We start from the raw sequence: 23,191 nt of genomic DNA, 5'->3' as shown, positions 1-23,191 counted from the left end.
GCATAATTCTCCTCTGGAAATTGGAAAAGACAAATCAGAAAATTCTGTCATACTCAGCTTTAACTGCTTTTTTCCCATATTCTCTTTCAAGCCGTCTGATAATAAAATGTCCCCGTGCGATATCCTGAAAATGATCCATAAAGATCGTATTTATCACCGCACCGCCTGCGGCTCCCACGATAGGTATTGCTGAAGCAGCAGCTCTTTCTGACACGACGATTCCAAAACGGGAAGCGATTTGTGTAATAAGCCTGAGCAAGATCGGCGATCCTGTTTCGGCAAGTCCTTGTTCTGCAATATATGCTGCGGCCTCGGACAGGCTTTTAGACAAGGCAGCTCTTACAGCGTAATAGTGACCTGTTTTTACAGCTTTTTCACTTTCCGATCTGCCACCCAGGGCAAAAACTTCCAGGCAGGCCAATTTTGTTTCAATATCACTGATATCTTCTCCCTCACTTCTGGCAATGTCCGCAACAGACCGAAGCATAATTGTGGTTGTAAGCGGCAGTTCAGCTCCCAGAGAAACTAATCCGAACACACCTCCTGCGCATCCTGACGTCGCTGCAAGGATTTTATGAAGTATGTCAGAGGACTGCCCCTCTGTTTTACTGCCCATGGTGGATATTGCAAAATTCAATGCCGAGCGCAGTGTTTTTTCACTGATCCGTGTAATATATCCTGACCATTTTTCCGGCAAACATTTCATGCCTTTTTCAAAAGGAACTCCTAGTATATTGGCAATTTTTGTTACGAGATTCGGATTTTCCAACCCCTTTTTTGCATATTTCAAATCTTCTGTTCCAGATTTGGATATGTTCATCTTTTACCCTTTCTATTAATAATAATTATCTGATTTTATTTTTTTACTGACCGATGACAGCCGATAACTGACAACTGGCAGATCGTCTGGCTGAGTGACATAGACGAAAGAATTTGAGGGAAATGGAAGAACAGAAAAAAAGAACTCGGAATAAATAAGCCTCGCCAGAATTTTCTCAGTTGCTGAGAGAAACCCTCCGGATTTATGAAAATTTGCGATTTGCTTGCATTAAATCAGAGGATAGGATGTTTTTGCTTATCTGAAACCTGTGCATTGAAAAACTTTTGTCCGGATACTTAGGGATTTTTCCAAAAATGAAATATCCGAAATGCGAGGCAGGCGAGGCAAGGCCCGCGGGCATCACCTCCATATGTCCGCGTAAGGCGGGTTTCGCTTTCCCGCACCCGCCGTTTGACCTGAATCAGGTATATTTTTTATTTGAAGTTCCCTTATTTGACCGCAAGCACACACACGGTATGATTTTCAATAAAATAGGCATAGTCACAGTCATGGGGCGGGGTAATATCCAGACGTTCAATATATATTTTGGAAAAATAGCGAAACAACTGATCCTGATAGGTTGGCTCAAGCTGAGGCTTCAGATAATAGAATGTCAGGGCGCCGCCGGGTTTCAAAAGCTTTTCAGAAGCCATCTGAAAGAAGTGAAACCGCTTACGGTCTGTTTCTTCATCAGTATCAGAATAGGTGTCAAAAAAAATTCCGTCATATTGCTGCAATTTATCCGTTATATTCTGCCAGTAATCGTTGAAGAGAATAATTTCAGAATCGGAATACTCATTTTTCCAGGCAAGCGCGCGCTTAAAAACTTCGGGATGAGGCTCAATAATGGTATGACTTCTGACGCCTGACCGTTGAATTTCAGAGGCCGAGATAGCCATTCCGAAACCGATTTCAAGTATATTTCCTGATGTATGAGAACAGAGCATTTGTGCCAACTTATGCATATACGGCTTTTCCCAGGACATCATCACCTGATGACCTCCGATCAGAAGTCTGTCTTGCAAATACTCTGCTTCTTTTTTGTCCCACTCTGCAACGGGTTCGCTCTTCATTAAAATATCCTTTCAGTTCATGGTTGTATTTCCTGATAAATCTCGTCTGATGCCCCCAGAACGTCCACAGGAGGATCATAGCCTATGATTTGAGCTGTTCTGAGGTTGATGGCGATTTTCGGGGGACTTTCAAAAAGCTGAGTCAGTTGCCGGGGAGAAGCACCGTTAAAAATTTTTGTCATTGTCTTGGCATGAAACATCGCCACATATTGAAACTCGGCATCTGAAATACTAAAAAGAAGTCCGCGCTTAACTTCATCAGAACCCGCTTGTGAAAACGTCGGAATTTTATAAGAATTGGCAATTCTTACCAACTCTGGTATGTTTTTCACACTCACACCGCCCTGGGTTGTGACATAAATGGCATCTGCTATTTTTCCCAGTTTATAAAAGCATTCGCTGACACTTTCTTCAGCAATGGCCACATCACCGACATCACTTTTTGTATAACATCGGATAATTTCAAAGCTGCGTTCCTGAGCCACAGATTCCACCATCTCAATTGCGGCCTGGCTTTTTCCCTGAACCGTGTCTTCATAAGCCACTCCCAGCTTGTCAAACCCGACAATATCATGGAAAATCTGTACTTGTCGCTCATTTATATGAGGGTCTGTTGCGGCATGGATGTGATCATATCCTGAATCTTCAACGCTTTTAATAATGCCGGCTGAAACAGGGTCTGTGGCTGAAATGACTAGTACCGATGTCTTATGCTTATCATTAGCCAAATTCTTTCCCGCCATGGTTCCCGCGGCAATAATAAGATCAATATCTTTTTTCTGATTGAGACGATCAATTATTTCAGCCGTTATTTTCTTATTCAGATTATCATCCCAGTTCCCTGTGTAATGTCCATCTGGCACAAATTCAATATAATGACTTCTTACCCTGGCTGCAAGCCAGTTCCAGAGATCTTTTGTCTGCTCGCCTTTTTGCTGCGGAATCTTTGATTTTTCAATCCAGCCCAGCTTTATCAGGGATTTTACCGTTGAGGTAAATATTTGCTGATAATAGATATATTCCCCTCCTTCATAATATCCGATTCGCCATTTTTTACCATTGTTTGTTTTGGGAACGCTGACCAAGCTTTCCTTGTCCTGAGCCAACACGGACATATCGGACAGAAAGATACACACACACAGCAATAAAATTATTTTTATTAATACTTTCAAAATGTTAAACCCTTTCAACGGAGGCCAGCTATTTACCTCCGCTCTCTCCTTGTAAAATATAAGTACCTAACCATAAGTTTTCGATATCTTACCGGGAAAGGAACCCGGCTTTTTTACCGGAACGGTCCGCTGTCCGTGACAGAAAAACCTGGTTTTCTCCGCTGTTCGCAGAAAAAAAGATATATAAAAAAACTTTTGATCGGGTACTTAAAAGTCGAAGCAAATCACAAATTACAAATCACTTTCATATAAACGGCCATGATCTGCCGGTCACAACGAACGATGAAAGTTTTGCAGTTTTTCCTAACACTTAACACCTAACACCTAACACCTGACACTTAACACTTTCATATAAAACATATCATGCGGAAATGCAAGAGAAGAAATAAATTGATTTTTTACTGATTTTTTGATAGTTGTATAAAATAATACTTCGGACAGTTTTTGAAACTCAGGAGCGATGAAAAAGCCAACTTTTTGAAATCATAGGATTTCAACGTTCAAGTGGCAAATTGTCAGATACAATGAAAACAGTGGGTTACAAAAAATGTCCAACGTATTGATAAAATAAACGGGGGAAAAAATGAGTCTGAACAGCTATTTTGAATCAGTGAGACAATACTTTGACAAACGTATTACAGAATATGGCCCCACAGTCAAAGGAATTGACGCGCTTTCCCAGGAAGATCAGGAACTGCGGTCTGAGCAGCTTTTAAAATGCTTCAGCCATAAGGCCGGCTTTTCTGTCAACGATTATGGGTGCGGATACGGGGCATTTCTTGATTATCTGACTGCCAAGGGGTACAAATGCCAGTACCGGGGATTTGACATATCAAAAGAAATGATTGTGAACGCCGAGGAGTTGCATGCAGGAACAGAAGATGCGTGCTTTACAACAGATGAATCGTCATTAACTGTGGCGGATTATACGGTTGCCAGCGGAGTTTTCACCATGAGGCAGGAGGCGAATGACGACGAACTGACGGAAATGATGCTGCATATTTTGAAAAAAATTTCAGAACTGAGTGAAAAAGGCTTTGCCTTTAACGCGCTGAGCAAATATGTGCCTGCTGATCTCAGATATGATGATCTGTATTACGCTGACCCTCTTTTTGTGTTTGATTATTGCAGAAAAGAATTTTCTGATTATGTGGTTTTGTTACATGATTACATGCCCCGTGACTTCACTATATTGGTAAGGAAGGAAATTGAGCCAGTATCAGAAACCTTATGAAAGGATTTTCAGGATTCCGTTTCCGGCCGTACAACCGCTTCTGAAAGAATTCAAAACCCCGGAGGTCTGACATTCAGCTCACCCATCAGAATTATTTGGGGCATGTGGTAATCTGGGGTTTGTTCCTCTTTACAAAGACATATTCAAAGTGCGGAAAAACACGGTCAAGGAATTTTGTTTCTCCCGCGCCCGCGCTCTTTTTTCCCGTTCACACGCGACATTTGGGAATAAGCATTAAACCTGGAAACAAAAAAGTATTTTTCAAAACAAACTCAGTTGTTGTGTCAGACTCGGATATCTTATTGGCAGCCCGGGCTGTGTAATACGGTCCTTAAAATCATCCCATACTTGTCTTGTAAAATGTTCTGTAAGTTTATCCTCAGTGCGCCGAATCTGCGCTGAAATGTCATCATAAAAGATATCCTGAGCAATTTCAGCAAGTCCGACCCGCATTAATGTCTGTTTTGTGTAGGGCCGCTTATCTTCAATAAAAGTGACGGAACGAATCAGCCGCCTGGATATGTCACTGTTTAATATGGCCCAGGTCGCCACAGCATCACAAATGTCATCAAACCCGACAAAATAACAGGTGTCATCCAACATGATCGGCTTGGCTTCCGATAATACCAACGTGAAGTTAAGTTGTTTATATAGTCCTGAAATTGCGACTTTGTAAGGCTTAAATGAATACTCACCCACTCCGAATATGGAAAAACGCGGTTTGTTTCTGTAAACAGCTGATTTTCTTTTTTCAAAAGCGGGCTGGTGTTTTCGGAGATATGCGTATGACCTCGGATAGAGGCCGAGCAAGCCCTGTAAGGGCGGCATGTTTGTAGCAGCAGGTTTGCAGGCCTCCGCCAAGCCCCGTGGGGGCGGCATATTTTTAGTAGCAGCAGGTTTGCAGGCCTCCCCTAAATCCGTTATAATCAGCTCGTTCCACGCGAAGCGTGGAAGGAAAACGAGGAATACGAAGGACACCAAAATTTGCTTTCCGAATCAACGCGTCACTCATCAGATGCTGCTTCATTGGCTCAAATGCGCTTTCAGCAGATCTGAATATAATTTAAGCTCCAGCGCTCTTTTTTTAACAATATCCATACGATCCTGCGCCCGCATCGGCTTATACATCGTCCCTTGAAGAGAAGAATAAATGCTGTCAATAAGCCTGAACTCCAGATCACGATATCTGATCCATTCCAACTGAGCCGCTTTCAGGGCTTTTTGCTGGTCCGGGTTCAGGGAAACCCTGAGCTGGTTATAGACTTTGTTTAATTCAGCGTCCCACAACTCATATGCCTCATATATGCAATTCGCCACATTTGCAGACACATCGCTGTCCCTTGCAATACACTCATTTAAAATCCTGTCTATCAGATGGGAGTTTTCCGCGGCAGAAGTCTCAGTTCGCGAGTCAGGCAGGGATTCAGGAACGCCTGAAACATCCAGGCCGAGAAGCATCGCAAGATTAACCCATGTGCCCTGCTTTTGAATATATGTATATGCAAGATCAATACCTTTTCCATTCAAAAAAACCTGGTAAGACTGGCCATCCGCCGTATTTTTTACTTCCACCTGTTTCACCGTCAGCACTTTCCAGCCAGCATCATTGCAGGGTGCGCAATACTCTCTTATCATCATTCCCGGATTGATCATTCCGCCTGCTTTGTACGCGTCGGATTTTTTAATCCAGGCAGCCTGATCTGCAAACGCGCTTGCCATGATCGCAAAAAAGAAAATTGTAAAAAATATTATTGCATTTTTTAACATCATTCACCTCTCACATTTTGGAATCATTATGTTCATCCAACCTTATCGCGTACCAGTCAATTTTTCGTGTCACAAACATCACCGCACCCAGCACCGCAAATAATCCGATGCTCCCCATAAGCAAGGCGTAATCTTCCAATTGCAGCACCATATACAAATACGCGTAAAGCATTGTCAGAATAGCGCTCACCGTAAGAGAAGCATAAGTGTTCTTCAAAATGCTTCTGGAATAAGCAGTAATCAGAATAATCACAGACAAACTTGAAATAATATAAGCAATGTCAAAATTCAGATGCTCGGATATGGAAAGCAGAAGCGTATAAAAAACCGTGACCCCGAACCCTGCCAGCAAATACTGAATCGGATGAATCCTTATCTTATTCATCACCTCGGAAAAAAAGAATGCCATAAACGTAAACACAATAAACATGATCGCATATTTGACCGTTCGCATTGATTTCTGATAAACATCAACGGAAGTGAACAACTTCACGCCAAATCCCGAGCCCTGTATCTTATGCCTGCTTCCGATCCAGTACTGGGGATAATTCCTGTTTAAATGAAGCACTTTCCATTTTGCATGAAACCCCTGGGTGTTTATTTCTCTTTCCACAGGAAGAAAGCTGCCGTCAAAACTCGGAGTTGTCCAGGTTGAAGACATGGACACAGTTGTTAGCTGCCCCACAGGAATAAAATAAATCTGATGGCTGCCATTTAAATTCATTCCAAAATAAAAAGAGGTTTTCGCCCCTTTTTCCGAGAGGGATATTTTTGCGCTGATTCCGGAGCGTAACACGTCGTTTGTTTCTATTCCCGGACTGAGTGATATGGGCGTGTCATTAATTTTGGCGACAACCTGCTCTTTTATTCCTCTCATATCAGAAATGCCCACGGAAACAAATACCCCGGACCAGATAATATCCTCTTCCTGAATGTTCATTTCTTCGAACTGCGGATAAGAAAAACTGCCGGTCATTTCTAATTCCGAATGATACAAAACAGCTTCATAAATTCCCCTGTAACGGATTTCCGGGTGAATTTCTCCTGTTATATTTATCTCTTCTGGCAGAAAGTGCATGTAACGGATGGAAAAGGTTTTCTTTCCCTCTTTATCTTCAAAAAATTTTTTATAGGGAAGGGTAATGACGGGGCCTGCGATGGTCTGCTCCTGTCCCCATTTGGAGCTGATTTCCTGAACCACGCTTTGTTTTCTGTATTCTCTTTCATGTATGAGCGAAGTGATCATTGAGGCGGGAATCAGCAAGATGAGAATGAGAAGAAGTATTGTAATGATTTTAAAAGTTACGGAATTTTTAATGGTGGTTACGGATTTTTTTATGATATTCTGTTCGTTCATTTTTAAAATTTTTCTTCTGGTCAGGCGGTTGGCGGTGATTCAGGGGGCAACAGATTGAAAATGATCCCAAACTGCTCAACATTTCTGGCGAATTTGTCAGTTTGCCAAGAGCGGTTCGGGGTCTTTTTCGATCTGCTGATACTAATTGAATTGTATTAATTTACGAAAAAAACTTCTCACAACGAGGATCAGGCTCATGGTCCATGTGTTTGTCTTAACAGTATTTTCAAATCTGTAGCCGCATGTGTCTGCTGTTATAAACTCAGATTCTGTTCTGGGATATTTTCTGCAATTCAGGGGCCGAAAAAAATACACAGAACAATAATATCCTCCCTCTGGTTTGCGTTTTAGGAAAGAACACGCATAGGGCAGTCTGCAACATGCCCCGCAATGAATACATTTTCCAGTTCTTCTGTTTGAAACCGGCAATACTGATGTAACTGTTCTTTTTAGTTTTCTGACCACGGTATATTTTCTTGATTAAGATTTCTGATTGATTAAGATTTAAACTTCTGCTTTGTTTTTAAACCATGCTGTTCGCTGACATATCTGATTTCAGCGCTGTCAGATGGAAAAATTTCATAAAATCAGGATTGAAATCAGATGTGGGAATAAAACTTGCAGGTTGGCAGAGCGAGCGAACATTCCCTTCTGTCGAAGTCGTTTAAATCACGGTTTATGCCATCGGAACAAAAATATCCGCGGTTTCAGCTTTTGGGACAGTTTTGTTCCCTGACGATTCATGTCAGTGGATTATCAGAGAATTTATCTATCAGAAATGAGCCGGATGTCAAGGGGATTTACAGGGGCCTGGCACGAAACATGGATTCATCCGCATAGGTCTGTAAGTTTTGAGAAAACAAATTATACAGCATTTTCAGTAAATAAGAAAGCATTATGCACATTCATAACCTGAGTCCGCGGCAGAGCGAAGGTTTTGCCCTGAGCCATAAAGGGCTTTTATGGGCTTTTTTTGAACCAACATGAAAGACACAATATTTCTGATGGTTGCCATGGCACGAAATAGTCTTTCAATATATTTCCGATCTCCGAAACTCTCAGCCTGTCCTGGTTTTCGTTTGACAATTTTCAAAGAATTATTTGCCAGAGACGTTGTCTTTTTAACACTTTTTCTTTTTTTATGGCAGGTATAAAATGGGCAACTCTCACACTGAAGCCTGCGAAAGCAGGAATGACAAGCTTTTTGTTCGATTGAGTAATTATCAACTCCCTGAAAACGAATCATCAGTGGATAATTGGATTTCACCGACTGTATCTGATTCATTTATTGTTCTTGACTATTTTTTTATTGTTTAATATATAGCGATGACAGGTTTCGGTTATTCGGATTTTATTTACATCGAACTTTGACTTTATAAAGGAGAGCAAGAACATGACCAACAAGTACGATGAAGCTTTTGAAAGATCCATCAAGGACCCCCAGGCATTCTGGGGGGAAGTGGCTGAAGACTGCCATTGGTATAAAAAATGGGACAAGGTCATTGATGACTCAAATAAGCCCTTTTATCGCTGGTTTGTCGGAGGGGAAATCAATACCTGCTACAATGCGCTGGACTATCACGTTGACAACGGAAAAGGCGATCAGACTGCCCTGATTTATGACAGTCCCGTAACAGATACAATTAAAAAATATACCTATACGGAACTGAGGGATGAGGTCGCAAAATTTGCCGGGGCCCTTGCTGATCAGGGAGTTTCAAAAGGGGATCGTGTTATCATTTACATGCCTATGATCCCCGAGGCGGCCATTGCCATGCTCGCATGCGCCCGTATCGGCGCGGTGCATTCGGTGGTTTTCGGCGGATTTGCGGCAAAGGAGCTGGCGACCCGTATCGAAGACGCCAAGCCCAAAGTGATTGTCTCGGCCTCCTGCGGTATCGAAGGCAAAAAGGTCATTCCCTACAAACCGCTCCTTGACGAAGCCATCAACATATCAGCGTCAAAACCTGAACATTGCATTGTTTTCCAGCGTCCCATGGAAACAGCCTCAATGACTGACGGGCGGGATATTGACTGGAATGAGGCCATGACAAAGGCCGAGCCCCATGACTGTGTTCCCGTGGCTGCCACGGACCCGCTGTATGTGCTTTACACCTCCGGAACAACCGGCCAGCCCAAGGGCGTGGTGCGGGACAACGGCGGGCATGTGGTCGCGCTGAAATGGACCATGAAGGCCATTTATGACATAGATGAGGGCGATGTTTTCTGGGCCGCGTCCGATGTGGGCTGGGTGGTCGGTCATTCCTACATTGTTTACGCGCCGCTGTTCAAGGGCGCCACCACGATACTTTTCGAGGGAAAACCTGTGGGCACGCCGGACGCGGGCGTGTTCTGGCGGATCATCTCGGAGCATAAGGTGAAAAGTCTTTTCACCGCGCCCACGGCCTTCCGCGCCATCAAACGGGAGGATCCCGAAGGCGAGTTCATCAGAAAATATGATCTCTCAGACTTCAAAATTCTCTTTCTCGCGGGGGAAAGATCCGATCCCGACACCATCCAGTGGTCGGAGAAGAATCTGGGCGTGCCGGTGATTGACCACTGGTGGCAGACCGAGACCGGGTGGGCCATCTGCGCCAACTGCATGGGCCTGCATCATTTTCCGGTCAGATACGGCTCCCCCACGAAATCCGTGCCGGGCTGGAATGTCCAGGTCGTGGATCCCGAGTGCAGGCCTGTGAAGGCCGGTGACATCGGCGCGCTGGTGGTGAAACTGCCGCTGCCTCCGGGAACCCTCCCCACGCTCTGGAACAATGACGACGGCTATGTCAAGGCTTACCTTGAGGAATTTCCGGGATACTACAAGACAGCGGACGCGGGGTATATTGACGAGGAGGGGTATGTCTATGTCATGTCCCGTACCGATGACATCATCAATGTCGCGGGGCATCGCCTCTCCACGGGCGCGATGGAGGAGGTACTTTCCGACCATCCCGACGTGGCCGAATGCGCGGTGCTCGGGGTCGAGGACAAACTCAAGGGACAGATTCCCGTGGGGTTCATGGTGCTGAAGGCGGGCGTGACCAAAGCCAATGATGAGATTATCAGAGAAGTGATTCAGATGGTGCGGGAGCGCATCGGGCCTGTGGCCGCGTTCAAGACGGCCACGGTGGTGAAACGTCTGCCCAAGACCCGTTCCGGGAAAATTCTGAGAGGCACCATCCAGAAAATTGCGGACAACAAGGAATACAAAGTGCCTGCCACAATAGATGATCCGGCCACCCTGGGGGAAATGGAAGAAGCGCTGGGCTCCATCGGGTATGCAAAATCAAGAAAAGACTGATTCTTTTGAGTCTCGATAATCGTCTGAGACAAACCAGACGCACTTGAGCGACATGTCCCTGTTCAGAAATCAACAACCCGTATCCGGAGTGCCAAACTTACAGTTTGGCACTCTTTTTATGCTCGGAGTGCAAGAAGCTGTGCGATGTGCATAACCCTGACTGAGGATTCCTTACGGCTTAACATACCCTGAATGTTCATCAGACAGCCCATATCACAGCCCACCACCACATCCGCACCGGAATCTGTGATGTTTTTCACTTTGTCCTCTGCCATGGCTGTTGAAATTTCAGGATATTTCACTGAAAAAGCACCTCCGAACCCGCAGCATCGGTCAGAATCCTTCATCTCCGTAAACTCGGTGCCTCGCACGTTACGAATGAGTTTCCGAGGCTGTTCACGCACGCCAATGCCCCGAAGGAGGTGGCATGAGTCATGATAAGTAATTTTTCCACGATAACTTGCTCCCACATCTTCCACGCCAAGAACATCCACCAGGTATTCTGTGAATTCATATGTGGTTGAACTGATTTGCTCCGACCGCCGCAGCCATTTCGGATCGTCGTGAAACAGCTCCGGGTAATGATGTCTCACCATGTTCACACATGATCCCGAAGGGCAGACAATAAGTTCAGCATTCTCGAAAATTCTGATAAATCGTTTGGCAGCCTCTCTGGCTTCTTTCCGATAACCGGAGTTAAATGCCGGCTGACCACAGCACGTCTGATCTGTGGGACAGGTCATGGAGACACCCAGTTTCTGAAAAATTTGCACCATGGCTTCTCCCACTTCAGGATACATCCCGTCAATAATGCACTGAATAAATAACGTTATATTTTTATTAATCATCATACTTGTCCTCTGATGAGCCGAAAAAAGGAGTGCGGATCAGACGGGGGTTGCAACCCATACGCATCAGGCTAAGGACATAACATTCTGATTTCATTGAAACTGACCGGGCGACGGCCGAAAGGCAAAACCTTTATTTTCGGGCGTTCCGGAATCATAAAAATTCCTGGTAATGTTCTAAAAGTGGAGCTAAATTTTTTAACCCTCTGAATCAATTTGGCAAATATCGGAACAAGTCCAGTTTTAGAACACCACCAAAATTCCTTAGCCTGATGCGTATGGGGTTGCAACCCATATGCATCAGGCTAAGATCGTAACTCATTGTTTTTATTAACCCGTGATCTGCCGGACGGGGTTTGCAACCCCGTCCGAAATATTTTCCGACCCCCGAAAACAAACGTTTCGGACGGGGTTGCAAACCCCGTCCGGCAGTCTTAGCCTGATGCGTATGGGGTTGCAACCCCGTCGGGGATATTTTTTTGATCACCGCCGAAAACCTTTCCGGCCACTCTCTCTTTATAAGCGTTTAATCTTTATATGGTTACTTTTTCGAGGAATTCACCAACCTCACTAATTCAGTTATAAGCGATTTTATTTTCTCCGCCTGAGCATTCATTTCTGCGGCTGCGGCTGCGGATTCTTCTGCATTGGCTGCATTATCCTGAGTTATCTTATCCATATCTGTGACAGCCCTGTTTACCTGATCCATTCTCAGGGCCTGTTCATCAGATGTGGCTGCAATTTCAGTAATCAGTTTTCCGACTTTGCCCGAGTGATTCCTAACTTCCCCGAAAGCCTGATGGGTTTCAGATGCAATCTTCCCGCCAGTCTGTATCTTTTTTAATGTCCCCTCTATCAGATCTGATGTGTTTCTTGCGGCTTCGGCTGCCCTCATTGCCAGGTTCCTTACCTCATCGGCAACCACGGCAAAACCGCCACCGGCTTCACCGGCTCTGGCTGCTTCAACCGCGGCGTTCAGTGCCAGAAGATTCGTCTGAAAAGAAATCTCATCAATTGTTTTTACAATCCTGGATGTTTCCTCGCTTGCCCTGATGATTTCTTCCATGGAACCTGCCAGTTTGTTCATTGACGCATTGGCCTTTTGAATAACCTGTCTCACTTCGTTCATAAGATTATCTGACTGGGTGGCGCTGTCTGCATTTTTTTTGATCATGGAAGACACATCTTCTATAGATGAAACTGTATCCTGAGTGAACGCAGCCTGTTGGGAGGCCCCCTGAGCCAAAGATTGGCTTCCGGATGAAATCTGGTCTGAGGAAAAGGTGATCTGTTCTGCTCCCTCATTCAGACCTGTAATCACACGAGCCAGCGGTTTCACTATAATAAGATGAACAAAAATCAGCAATATGAATATGATAATTATCAGCGAAATGCTGCCTGTTATTACGATGAATCTTATGATATTAGTGGGAGATTCCGAAATTTTATACATCGGAATTGTTAAGACAAGGGACCACGGCATTTCTGATATGCCAATATTTATTGGCATGTAGATTCTGTAAGCATCAGCATTAAGTACATCAGAGCGAACAACAGCGGTATATTTTTCTCCTTTTTTCACGGCGTTTCTGGCAGCTGTTTTTTTTTCTTTCTCTCCGATATTTTTGCCGATGTATTCATTCTTTTTATGAGCAACATAAGTACAATTATTTGCAACAAGGGCAGCATATCCTTGTTCCAGGATGCTTATCTCGGCAACTTTTTTCTGCAAAACATCAAGCTTATAATCCACACCCACCACGCCTCTGAATCTGCCTTCATACATTATCGGAACGATTGCGCTGACCAGAAGCATATCTTTTCCTGAAACCTTGTATATATAAGGATTTAAAAGGATTTCTTTCCTGTTTTTTTTAGGAATCTGATACCAGTCAGATGTTTCCCAGTCAACATTGGGTTCCACAATGATATCATCACCGTCCCAGTGCCAATATGAATTGACCCGGCCGGTTTTGTCATGTCCGGGTGCGTCTGTAAAATGGGTGTCTTTACCATCAAAGGCATTTGGTTCCCATAACATCCAGGTCCCGAAGATATTCGGGTCTTTCTTTGTTGCTATGATGAGAATATTATCTAACAACTGTCTGTCTGTAAGACCTGATTTTATCATTTCAACAAAAGACAGTTCCATGACACGGGCTTTTTCCATTGCTCTTTCCAGTTCTGCCTGTATCATAAGACCATTTTTGTATGCGGCTTCTTCGGTCATCTGATAAACAAGCTCCCTGACACTATCACCTGATTTCTTACCGATCACCATTGTTAAAATCAGAAAAGATATAAAAATTGTAATGCTTACGGACAAGATAATTTTACATTTAATTCCCATCTTATATTTCTCCCAACGTCAGCAAGGTGAAAAGGTTCATATTTCCGCGCTCAGGGACCCTGTTCTGCCGAATTATCCCCCCTGATTTCACAGAGACCGTCTGAACACGGAACAACAAACTTTTTTCCGTCTGCTGATTGTTTACATCAGAAAATGTTTCACCTTATCCGGTGGTATCCCGATTGTCCGGATAATTTCTTTCCCGCGCGGACCCGTGACACTGACATCAACAACAGTATTATCCGGGTTTTTACTGTAACCTACGCATATGGACGCTGCCAGTGCCACCATATCCTTATCGTGTCCATGCGGCATAATGATGGTGGGTCCGGGAATTTTTTTCATTTTAATGATGACATCTTCCGACGGATTGTGATATTTGACGATTTGCTCATTGTCTTTCTGGGTTCGCCCCACGATAATTTTCGTGTCAGGGTTCAGGCGAAAATGACGTCCGTATTTTAAAAGATGAAGTTCGTTTTCAGCATAAGTTTTCTGATGCTCAAAAAGGTCTTTAAGACGGTCTGAATATCCTTTGTCCGTGAGGAGACAGCCGCCTCCGGGAGCCGGATAATCTGTGATGCCGAATTCTTTTGCCAATGCCATCTGGGGCTTGCGGGATCTTCCGGCCATGCCGGGCAAAAGTTCCCTGCTGACCAGCCCCTCTTGTTCAGGAATCGTCACCGGGAGTCTTTGGGCACTCAGGGGACGCAATATGTGGCCGTCAAATCCGGAATGTTTTTCCACATAACGGAGAGAAGACCTTGTCTGGGACATGGGGCGTTGTCCCATGACCTCACCGCTGAAAAGAAAATCAAATTTTTTTTCTTGCATGATTTGGCCCGCGAGCCTGAACATGAGCGCGTGGCAGTCCATGCAGGGATTCATATGATTTCCGTATCCGCATGGCGGATTTTTCAGCATTTCAAGATAAACAGAAGTGATATTTTTCACAATTAATGGGATTCCTGTATTGGAAGACGCTTTTCGGGATTTTTCAGATGAAAAAAACGGGGTTTCAAATGTCACCCATTCAACCTCTGTTCCCTGTCTGCGCAGAATCAGCCCGGCCAGAATACTGTCAAGGCCCCCGGAACAAAGCCCCAGCGCACGAACTTTTTTTGAATGTAAACTCATAACAGATTAAATTTTTTTTTAAAAATCAACTGATCATTTGCAGGTTTCAAATTAATAATATCAACATGCTTAAATTATAATGAAAATAAAAACACGCACACATAACATCTGTAAAATACTAAAAGCGATCTATCCGCATGTCAAGACTCAGTTACAACACAGGAATCCGTTTGAGCTGCTTGTAGCCACCATATTATCTGCTCAATGTACAGATAAGCAAGTAAATTCTGTGACAAAAAAATTGTTCGATACCTTAGCCTCACCTGATGATTTTGTGAATGCCTCTTTGGAAGACATTGAAAAACTGATCCGTCCCACAGGCTATTTTCGCAACAAGGCAAAAAATATCCGAAATTGTTCCAAAATGCTTATGGAAAAATATAACGGGGATGTTCCCGGGACCCTGGAAGAACTTCTGGAACTTCCCGGGGTGGGGCGTAAGACAGCCAATGTGGTGTTAGGGGCCGCGTTCGGCATTCCCGGGATGGTCGTGGATACGCATGTGAAACGGATTTCAAAACGGCTGGGGCTTACGAAAAATACGGATCCCGCAAAGATTGAATTTGATCTTATGAAGATCATCCCGCAAAAAGAATGGAATGATTTTGGTCTGCGTCTCATTTATTTCGGAAGGGCTGTTTGTAAGGCAAGAAAACCGAATTGCCCGGATTGCCCGCTTTGTCACCTGTGTGAGTATTCGGACAAGAGCGCATGACCTGCTTTCGGGTGAGTCATCAGGAAGACTTTTTATGACTCGGGCGAGGCACGCTGAAATGAAATTTCAGCACATTTTTTTCAGAGAAGGGCCGACGCGTGAGACGTTGCTAAAATGTAATTTCAGCGATCCTCGACGGCTCACTCCCCTAAATCGTAAACACGCCCCATGTGTAGGCCGTCTAAATCAGTTAATTTTTCTGCCCTTCGACAAGCTCAGGGCACGGCGGCTTGGGGCACAGTGGCTCAGGGCACGGCTGATCAGGGCATGGCCGACATGCGTTCCCTGAGCCTGTCGAAGGGAACAGCATACGAACAAAAAATAATGGTAAAAAGCGGCATTTTCAGACGGCTTACCCATATGCCCTGCATTTGAAAAAAATTTAAAAACACGCGTATTTATTACCTCAGCAGTTTTCTGATTGTGAATGCGCGTCCGCGAGAAGATAAAAAATGGCACGAGTTGAATTAGATTTACCGGAGAAATTTGAATTTTCCACACACATACCTGTTCGCATCAGTGATATTAATTATGGCGGTCATCTCGGAAATGACGCGGTCCTTTCTCTGATCCACGAAGCCCGTGTGAGATTTTTCAAACAATACGGGTTTACCGAATTAGATGTTGACGGTGCGGGCATCATCATGACGGATGCTGTCATTGTCTATAAATCAGAGGGGTTTCATGGTGATGTTCTGAGGATTGATATTACCAGAGATGATTTTAACAAATACGGATGTGACTTTTTTTATAAAATCACAAACAAAGAAACAGGCGCGGAGGTTGCCAGAGCCAAAACAGGAATTGTGTTCTTTAATCATAAAAAAAAGAAAGTCGTCAGTGTGCCTGAAAAATTTAAGAAACGCTCATGAAAAACCCGGGTTTTTTACCTCTCTGTCATGAAAATATATGGATTTCCATGGTAACATGATACAATAAAATCATTTCAGGCTTCGAACGGCAAGAGCATGTACCCACGGCTGTCTCGTCCTGTACAACAAACACAGGGACACGAATAAGAACAGGAACAGGCTCTTTCCTTTTCTTATCCGATTTCCCTGTATTTGTCCGGGGAGTCCGGGAACAGGACATGACAGGATCAGCAATATCCGTCAGAATCAAAAATTAATGAATCGTTTTACTTTTTGGAGAACAGAGAAACACATCCCCGCCGCTTTCCATCCGGATACTTGAAAAACGGACAAAATTGGTTGTATACGTCTCCATTGACATCAGAACTGACAGCATTCCCATGTCAATGTCTTCAAAAAATAAGATCCCGGACATTCTTCCATTAATAAAACAAGGCCCGTGATAAAAACGGTGCTTTGGTATTTTTGTAAGCAACAGTTTTGTAACCTTTACTTTTTCCCCAAACAATTGCTCGCCAACCGCTTCCAGTATTTTTTTCAGAAGAGGGTTTTTTGACCTTTTTCCTAATTTTAGAAAATCAGAATTCTCTCCCAAATGATCAAAAAAATATCCATAAACCTCTTTAAAATCTTCGGCCGTCATCAGCATCTCTTTCAAGGTTGCCAACTCTTTTTCAAATTTAGCCATTTGGTACCTCCGCTTGTGTAAAATTTCTCGGAATAAGAAAATGATTTTTTCTGTTTTGCCCATTTCAGAAGTGTGCCCAAGCAGGTTTAAAACTGATCTGTCCGAATAAGTTGAACTACCACAAAAATTCAGGGCTGACAAATATTTTCCTGAAAAAATCTGGCAAAAAATTATATCTTTTAGTTCGTAGTTCCGCCTTTAGGCGGTGTTACACCGCCTAAAGGCGGAACTACGAACTTTATTGAAAGTCGCATCAGATGTCAGCAAAAAACTGCACAACTTTGATCGTTCGTTGTGACTGGCAGGTCATGCCTGTTTATCGGAAACACGCGTCAGTAATTGTTCAGTACTTTACGTTTTTAAGAAATTTTACCCATAAAATGGGGATTTTCCTGATATACAAAATAGTTTCATTCAGATATAAAGCTTACATGAGCCGGACGGCTGAAGCTGAATGATCCTGAAAATCTTAACGGAACGGCTTTTTCATCTGTTCATTTTCCACGCTCAAATTAGGCTTGATTAATGAGTATTTCTATGCGTATTTTAAATTTTATGGGATTTCTCTTTGTAGGACGAGGTGGCAAACCCAAATATTACGGACGGGGTTGCAACCATACGCATCAAGCTAAGGATTTTTATGATTCCGGAACGCCCGAAAACAAAGGTTTTGCCTTTCGGCTGTCGCCAGATCAGTTCCAATAAAATCAGAATGTTATGTTCTTAGCCTGATGCGTATGGGGGTTGCAACCCCCTGTCCGGCAAAAAAACCATCCGGCCAAGACAGCATATTTATGCCATTGTATCATTCAAATAACGTATTAAGAAAAGCAGGGAAACAGAGGGAAAATGGAAAATACAATTCAATTTTCAGGAAATATTGTTGATATCATTAATGAAGAAGTATTCCCCGGAACCGTGTTCGTTCATGGTGACACCATTCAGAAAATCGTGCCGGATCCGTCTGAAACACATTATGACACATATATTATGCCCGGTTTTATTGATTCTCATATTCACATTGAAAGTTCAATGCTTGTTCCTTCTGAATTTGCAAAGGCGGCCGTGAGACATGGAACCGTGGCAACGATTTCCGACCCGCATGAAATAGCCAATGTTCTCGGAGTTCAGGGGGTTGAATTTATGATAGAAAATGCTGAAAAAAGCGGGTTTAAGTTTTATTTCGGCGCACCCTCCTGCGTACCTGCCACAGATGTTGAAACTTCGGGAGCAAAAATAACAGCACAAGATATTGAAACCCTTTTTAAAAAATATGATCTGAAATATCTGAGCGAAATGATGAATTTTCCGGGAGTTCTGAATGAATTTCCTGATGTGATGGAAAAAATCAGTATTGCAAAAAAATATGAAAAAGTCATAGACGGGCATGCGCCAATGCTCACAGAAGAGAATCTTCGGACCTATATTGACGCGGGAATTTCCACAGACCATGAAACAGTTCTGTTTGAAGAGGGGCTTGAAAAAATAGAAAAAGGCATGAAAGTTCAGATCAGACAAGGTTCTGCGGCCAAAGACCTGGATAAATTAATGCCGCTGATAGAAAAATATCCTCAGGCGTGTATGCTGTGCAGCGATGACAGACATCCTGATGACCTGATCAGCGGTCATATCAATCTGCTGGTAAAAAAAGCAGCAGCTTCAGGCATTGACAGATTTAAGATTTTCAGAGCCGCGTGTTTAAATCCGGTTGAACATTATGGCCTGGAAACGGGGCTTTTAAGAGAAAATGATTCGGCTGATTTTATCATTGTGGATGATCTTGAGCGACTGAATGTCATTCAGACGGTTATTCATGGAAAAACTGTTTTTAAGGAGAACAAGGTATTTTTACCTGAAGTTGAATTTTCTCCTCTGAATAATTTTAAGGCAGAACCCAAATCTGTTGAAGATTTCAGATTTGAAACCATAGCAGAGGAAATTCATGTCATTGAAGCGGCTGACGGACAGCTTTTAACAGGAAAATGTATTGAAAAACCAAAAATAGTGAACAACAACGCTGTGTCAGATATTGATAGAGATATTCTCAAAATTGCTGTTGTGAACCGATATGAAAACACATCCCCTTCGATTGGCTTTATAAAAAATTTCGGATTAAAAAAAGGGGCCATGGCAGGCTCGGTGGCCCATGATTCCCATAATATCATAAGCGTGGGAACTTCGGATGAAATGATCGCAAAGGCCGTGAACCTTGTTATCAGAGAAAAAGGGGGACTTGCCGTTGTTTCAGAAGAAATTGAAGAGGTGCTTTCCCTTCCTGTGGCGGGCATCATGTCAGATAAGCCTGCTGAATATGTGGCAGAAAAATATACTCGTACAGACAAAGCAGCAAAACAGATCGGAAGCATGTTGCACTCACCGTTTATGACGCTTTCTTTTATGGCCCTTCCGGTGATACCGTCCCTTAAAATTACAGACAAGGGGCTTTTTGATGTGGACCAGTTTAAGCTGATTGAACAAGATTTCATTCAGAGTTAGGTTTGATTTGGGTGAATTGGGAGAACATCATGAGATATCTGAAAATCGTCTGTATCCAGATGGTTGCATATAGATAAGTACCTGACCATAAATTTTTAATATTTGCCCGGGGAAGAAACCCGGCTTTTTTTCCGGAATGATGCGTTTCTGACAAAGGAAAAAGCCGGGTTTCTTCGCCGCTCGCGGGAAAAAAGTATATAAAAAACTTTTGCTCAGGTACTTATAATGCTTTGGTGGTGTTCTAAAACTGGACTTGTTCCGATATTTGCCAAATTGATTCAGAGGGTTAAAAAATTCAGCTCCACTTTTAGAACATTACCAAATTTTCCGAATTCGGAGACTTTCTGACTAAAAACTTGTCAGCAAGTCTGAGCGTGCCTCTGTATAATTTTTTACAAGCCCTCTGATTACAATAGTTCGGACACATCTTGGAAGTTAAGAATATCCAAAACGTAACCTTTTAGAATTATAGAATTCAGATTTTCAGGAATAAGCTGACCAATGTGTTGAATAAAAGAGGGGATGACAGAGAAAACCTGATCCACCACACCGGATCAAGGCGTTACGAATTCCTGAATGAAACAGGTTGATCAACCCTTTTTTTTACACCGGTGATTTCAGCTTTGGAAAATCCCTCTTTCCGAGGGAAATTTTCCATCTGTCAGCATTGTTTAAATAAGTGTGTAACATATTGGATATTAACGTATATCATTTTTTTACAGAAAGAAAAAAACAGAAAGGAGAGAGAATATAGAACATTAACTGAATTTGCAATCACGAGTTTTTAAGTTTTTTTGTTGTATTTTTTTCTTGCATTTCCTGATGTTGCTATATATGTTTTCATCAGTGCGGTTATGATCGCTCACAACACCGAAGAATTAAAAAAACGGCATCAGAGTCAGGATAAATGGATATCCTTTGCTCCGTGTGAGCGGAAAAAATGGTTGATATTTTTTTTTAAGAATGAGGAGGTAAGCATAGCTAGACCGAAACATATAAAGAAGCCCGGCAGGTCAGACAGAATAAATATTAATCAGAGGATAAGAGCGAGAGAAGTAAGGGTCATAGATCCCGACGGCAATCAGCTTGGTGTTATTCCGACTCACAAAGCCCTGGCGACTGCCGCTGATTTTGGTCTTGATCTGGTAGAAGTTTCTCCCACTGCCAATCCCCCTGTTTGCAAGATAATGGATTATGGTCGCTACAAGTATGAGCTGACCAAAAGGCAGCAGGAAGCCAAAAAGAAACAAAGCAGCTTTCAGATCAAGGAGATAAAGGTTCGTCCCAAAACCGGTGATCATGATCTTCAGGTCAAAATCGGCCACATAAAGCGGTTCATTGAAAATAAGGACAAAGTCAAAGTCACTGTTATTTTCAGAGGGCGTGAAATTACGCTTTCCCAGCTCGGAAGGGACCTGCTTAAAAAGATTGCTGAAGAAACGGACGAATTTGCAGCCGTGGAGCAGATGCCCAAATTTGAGGGGCGCACCATGGTGATGATTCTGTCGCCCAAATAATCGCCTTAATATATAACAATGGGTTAAAATAACCGCTATTAAAGGAGAAAGGTGGCGTGCGCTCATACAGGGTGAGTGCTCACGCCACCTGTTTTTTTTAAGTAACTATTTGATTTCATTTATCAGAGAGGATAAAACATGCCGAAGATAAAAACAAATCGGGCTGCTGCAAAGCGTTTCAGAAAGACGGGGTCCGGGAAATTCGTTTATGCAAAATCCCATGCAAGCCATATTCTGACCAAAAAGACGCGGAAGCGTAAAAGAAGTTTAAGAAAAGCGCATCTGACGGACCAGACAAATCGGAAAGAACTGAGACTGCTCATGCCTAACGGATAAACAGCAAACCGTGATCAGTAAAAAATGATCACTTGTCAGCAGGCAGTGATCAGTGTGAATGAAGGAGAGATAAAGACTATGCGTGTAAAGAGAGGTTTTAAATCAAGAAGACGTCGAAAAAAGGTTTTGAAACTGGCCAGAGGCTTTCGCGGAGGCCGCAGCAAATTGTTCCGTACCGCGACAGATGCCCTGGATAAGTCACTCATGTATGCGTATCGGGATCGCAAGGCCCGTAAACGTGAGTTCAGGAGACTGTGGATCGCAAGGATTAACGCAGGCACCCGTATGAATAACCTGAGTTACAGCAAATTTATCAACGGATTGAAACGCGCCAATGTTGAGCTTGACCGTAAGGTCCTTGCGGAACTGGCCATATCCGATCCTTCCGGATTCTCCCGGATAGTAAATTTGGCATCACAGCAATTATAAAAAAACAGGATTTCAAAACACTCGACTTTTGAAAGTAATAAAGTGGGAAAATCAATAGAGCAAATTAAAGATGACGCATTCAAATCGCTTGAGACCGCTTCGGACCCGGAAAGTATAAAAGAACTTTCCATCCGTTATCTGGGGAGAAAGGGCGTTGTCACACAATTTTTAAGAAATATTTCCGCCCTTCCCCCGGAAGAAAGACCCGGGGCAGGGAAAAAGGCAAATGAATTAAAAAAAATCCTGGAGGCTGCATTCGAACAAGCCCTGGAACGACTTGAAACCGAAGCTGCCGCGACAGGAGACCGTATTGATGTGTCCCTGCCCGGACGAACTGCTTCTCAGGGATTTTTACATCCGATCACACAAATTTCCGGACAAATTTCTGACATTTTTACCCAAATGGGGTTTGATATTGTCGAAGGGCCTGAGGTTGAACAGGATTTTTACAATTTTGAAAGCCTGAATTTTCCAAAGGATCATCCGGCAAGGGATATGCAGGATACCTTCTTTGTCTCGGATAATATTGTACTCAGAACCCATACCTCCCCGATCCAGGTCCGGGTGATGGAAAAACGTACACCGCCGGTAAGAGTGATTGCTCCCGGCAAGGTTTACCGGTGTGATTCCGACCTGACACATACGCCCATGTTTCATCAGGTGGAAGGTCTGCTGGTGGATAAAAATGTATCTTTCGGAGATCTGAAAGGGATCCTGACCACATTTGTTCACCGGATGTTTGATGAGGACATCAGCCTCAGATTCCGTCCCAGTTTTTTTCCATTTACCGAACCCAGCGCGGAAGTTGATATTCTGTGCGTGATGTGCAGAGGCAAGGGATGCCGGGTATGTTCACATACCGGATGGCTTGAGGTGCTGGGTGCCGGCATGGTACATCCCGCAGTGTTTGAAAATGTCGGATATGATACGGATCGCTACACTGGTTTTGCTTTTGGAATGGGTGTGGAGCGTATTGCCATGCTGAAATATGGGATTGATGATATCCGGAAATTTTTTGAAAATGATTTCAGGTTCCTGAGACAGTTTTAGGGAGGCGAGGGGCGAGGGGGGGAGAGGCA

General features: G+C 43.4%; 21 protein-coding genes. 9 read left to right on the top strand and 12 right to left on the bottom strand.

Features of this window, described 5'->3' with window-relative positions:
• Positions 1 to 34: 34 nt before the first annotated feature.
• From dnm_RS23500 to dnm_RS23490, 3 genes are all read right to left on the bottom strand, one after another.
• Positions 35 to 820 carry an EcsC family protein gene (locus dnm_RS23500; protein WP_207679325.1) on the bottom strand — a complete coding sequence of 262 codons (786 nt, stop codon included), beginning with the start codon at positions 818 to 820 and terminating at the stop codon, positions 35 to 37.
• A gap of 449 nt (positions 821 to 1,269) precedes the next feature.
• Complete coding sequence (locus tag dnm_RS23495) at positions 1,270 to 1,893, bottom strand: class I SAM-dependent methyltransferase (protein WP_207679324.1); 624 nt, start codon at positions 1,891 to 1,893, stop codon at positions 1,270 to 1,272.
• 17 nt (positions 1,894 to 1,910) lie between these two features.
• Entirely contained in the window at positions 1,911 to 3,065 is a 1,155-nt protein-coding gene (locus tag dnm_RS23490; RefSeq protein ID WP_207679323.1) for an ABC transporter substrate-binding protein, read from the bottom strand.
• Positions 3,066 to 3,648: 583 nt separating this feature from the next.
• Between dnm_RS23490 and dnm_RS23485 the strand changes: the two genes are divergently transcribed.
• The gene (locus dnm_RS23485) at positions 3,649 to 4,299 is read left to right on the top strand and encodes a class I SAM-dependent methyltransferase (RefSeq protein WP_207679322.1); all 651 of its coding nucleotides are present in this window, start codon (positions 3,649 to 3,651) and stop codon (positions 4,297 to 4,299) included.
• 261 nt (positions 4,300 to 4,560) lie between these two features.
• On the opposite strand, the gene dnm_RS23480 is transcribed toward dnm_RS23485, so the two are convergent.
• From dnm_RS23480 to dnm_RS23460, 5 genes are all read right to left on the bottom strand, one after another.
• Positions 4,561 to 4,902 carry a hypothetical protein gene (locus dnm_RS23480; protein WP_207679321.1) on the bottom strand — a complete coding sequence of 114 codons (342 nt, stop codon included), beginning with the start codon at positions 4,900 to 4,902 and terminating at the stop codon, positions 4,561 to 4,563.
• Between the two features lie 280 nt (positions 4,903 to 5,182).
• Positions 5,183 to 5,326 carry a hypothetical protein gene (locus dnm_RS23475; RefSeq protein ID WP_207679320.1) on the bottom strand — a complete coding sequence of 48 codons (144 nt, stop codon included), beginning with the start codon at positions 5,324 to 5,326 and terminating at the stop codon, positions 5,183 to 5,185.
• Positions 5,323 to 6,069 (bottom strand): lysozyme inhibitor LprI family protein, encoded by a 747-nt coding sequence (locus dnm_RS23470; protein ID WP_207679319.1) that lies wholly within the window; start codon positions 6,067 to 6,069, stop codon positions 5,323 to 5,325. Before dnm_RS23470 ends, dnm_RS23475 begins: the two co-directional genes overlap by 4 nt.
• Positions 6,070 to 6,076: 7 nt before the next feature.
• Positions 6,077 to 7,423, bottom strand: a complete 1,347-nt coding sequence (gene creD / locus dnm_RS23465; protein WP_207679318.1) for a cell envelope integrity protein CreD — start codon at positions 7,421 to 7,423, stop codon at positions 6,077 to 6,079.
• A gap of 895 nt (positions 7,424 to 8,318) precedes the next feature.
• A complete protein-coding gene (locus tag dnm_RS23460) occupies positions 8,319 to 8,708 on the bottom strand; it encodes a hypothetical protein (protein WP_207679317.1) in 390 nt (129 codons plus the stop codon).
• Between the two features lie 90 nt (positions 8,709 to 8,798).
• Between dnm_RS23460 and dnm_RS23455 the strand changes: the two genes are divergently transcribed.
• Complete coding sequence (locus tag dnm_RS23455) at positions 8,799 to 10,724, top strand: propionyl-CoA synthetase (protein ID WP_276571912.1); 1,926 nt, start codon at positions 8,799 to 8,801, stop codon at positions 10,722 to 10,724.
• A 116-nt stretch (positions 10,725 to 10,840) separates the two neighbouring features.
• Here dnm_RS23455 and dnm_RS23450 read toward each other — a convergent pair whose 3' ends face one another.
• The 3 genes from dnm_RS23450 to dnm_RS23440 all read right to left on the bottom strand — a co-directional run bounded on the left by dnm_RS23450 (position 10,841) and on the right by dnm_RS23440 (position 15,059).
• A complete protein-coding gene (locus tag dnm_RS23450) occupies positions 10,841 to 11,575 on the bottom strand; it encodes a (Fe-S)-binding protein (RefSeq protein WP_207679315.1) in 735 nt (244 codons plus the stop codon).
• Positions 11,576 to 12,113: 538 nt separating this feature from the next.
• Positions 12,114 to 13,922 (bottom strand): methyl-accepting chemotaxis protein, encoded by a 1,809-nt coding sequence (locus dnm_RS30740; protein WP_219739694.1) that lies wholly within the window; start codon positions 13,920 to 13,922, stop codon positions 12,114 to 12,116.
• A gap of 141 nt (positions 13,923 to 14,063) precedes the next feature.
• Positions 14,064 to 15,059: a tRNA 4-thiouridine(8) synthase ThiI gene (locus dnm_RS23440; RefSeq protein ID WP_207679314.1), complete on the bottom strand. Its 996-nt coding sequence runs from the start codon at positions 15,057 to 15,059 to the stop codon at positions 14,064 to 14,066.
• A gap of 79 nt (positions 15,060 to 15,138) precedes the next feature.
• On the opposite strand from dnm_RS23440, the gene nth reads away from it, so the two are divergent.
• Together nth and dnm_RS23430 are read left to right on the top strand one after the other, a co-directional pair.
• Positions 15,139 to 15,774 carry an endonuclease III gene (gene nth / locus dnm_RS23435; RefSeq protein WP_207679313.1) on the top strand — a complete coding sequence of 212 codons (636 nt, stop codon included), beginning with the start codon at positions 15,139 to 15,141 and terminating at the stop codon, positions 15,772 to 15,774.
• A gap of 452 nt (positions 15,775 to 16,226) precedes the next feature.
• Positions 16,227 to 16,646 (top strand): acyl-CoA thioesterase, encoded by a 420-nt coding sequence (locus dnm_RS23430; protein ID WP_207679312.1) that lies wholly within the window; start codon positions 16,227 to 16,229, stop codon positions 16,644 to 16,646.
• A gap of 253 nt (positions 16,647 to 16,899) precedes the next feature.
• Here the strand turns inward: dnm_RS23430 and dnm_RS23425 are convergent, their stop codons facing one another.
• On the bottom strand, positions 16,900 to 17,334 hold the full coding sequence (locus tag dnm_RS23425) for a hypothetical protein (RefSeq protein WP_207679311.1): 435 nt from the start codon (positions 17,332 to 17,334) through the stop codon (positions 16,900 to 16,902).
• Between the two features lie 849 nt (positions 17,335 to 18,183).
• Here dnm_RS23425 and ade point away from each other — a divergent pair.
• From ade to pheS, 5 genes are all read left to right on the top strand, one after another.
• Entirely contained in the window at positions 18,184 to 19,830 is a 1,647-nt protein-coding gene (gene ade / locus dnm_RS23420) for an adenine deaminase (RefSeq protein WP_207679310.1), read from the top strand.
• A gap of 854 nt (positions 19,831 to 20,684) precedes the next feature.
• Entirely contained in the window at positions 20,685 to 21,347 is a 663-nt protein-coding gene (gene infC / locus dnm_RS23415; protein WP_207679309.1) for a translation initiation factor IF-3, read from the top strand.
• Positions 21,348 to 21,485: 138 nt separating this feature from the next.
• On the top strand, positions 21,486 to 21,683 hold the full coding sequence (gene rpmI / locus dnm_RS23410) for a 50S ribosomal protein L35 (protein ID WP_207679308.1): 198 nt from the start codon (positions 21,486 to 21,488) through the stop codon (positions 21,681 to 21,683).
• A 78-nt stretch (positions 21,684 to 21,761) separates the two neighbouring features.
• Positions 21,762 to 22,112 (top strand): 50S ribosomal protein L20, encoded by a 351-nt coding sequence (gene rplT / locus dnm_RS23405; protein ID WP_207679307.1) that lies wholly within the window; start codon positions 21,762 to 21,764, stop codon positions 22,110 to 22,112.
• Between the two features lie 42 nt (positions 22,113 to 22,154).
• Positions 22,155 to 23,162, top strand: coding sequence for a phenylalanine--tRNA ligase subunit alpha (pheS, locus tag dnm_RS23400; RefSeq protein ID WP_207679306.1), 1,008 nt, complete (start codon positions 22,155 to 22,157; stop codon positions 23,160 to 23,162).
• Positions 23,163 to 23,191 lie beyond the last annotated feature (29 nt).

Source organism: Desulfonema magnum (genome assembly GCF_017377395.1).
Lineage (GTDB): Bacteria > Desulfobacterota > Desulfobacteria > Desulfobacterales > 4be13 > Desulfonema_C > Desulfonema_C magnum.
The sequence above is the reverse complement of the archived record's forward strand: the minus strand, read 5'-3'. Positions and strand labels throughout refer to the sequence as shown.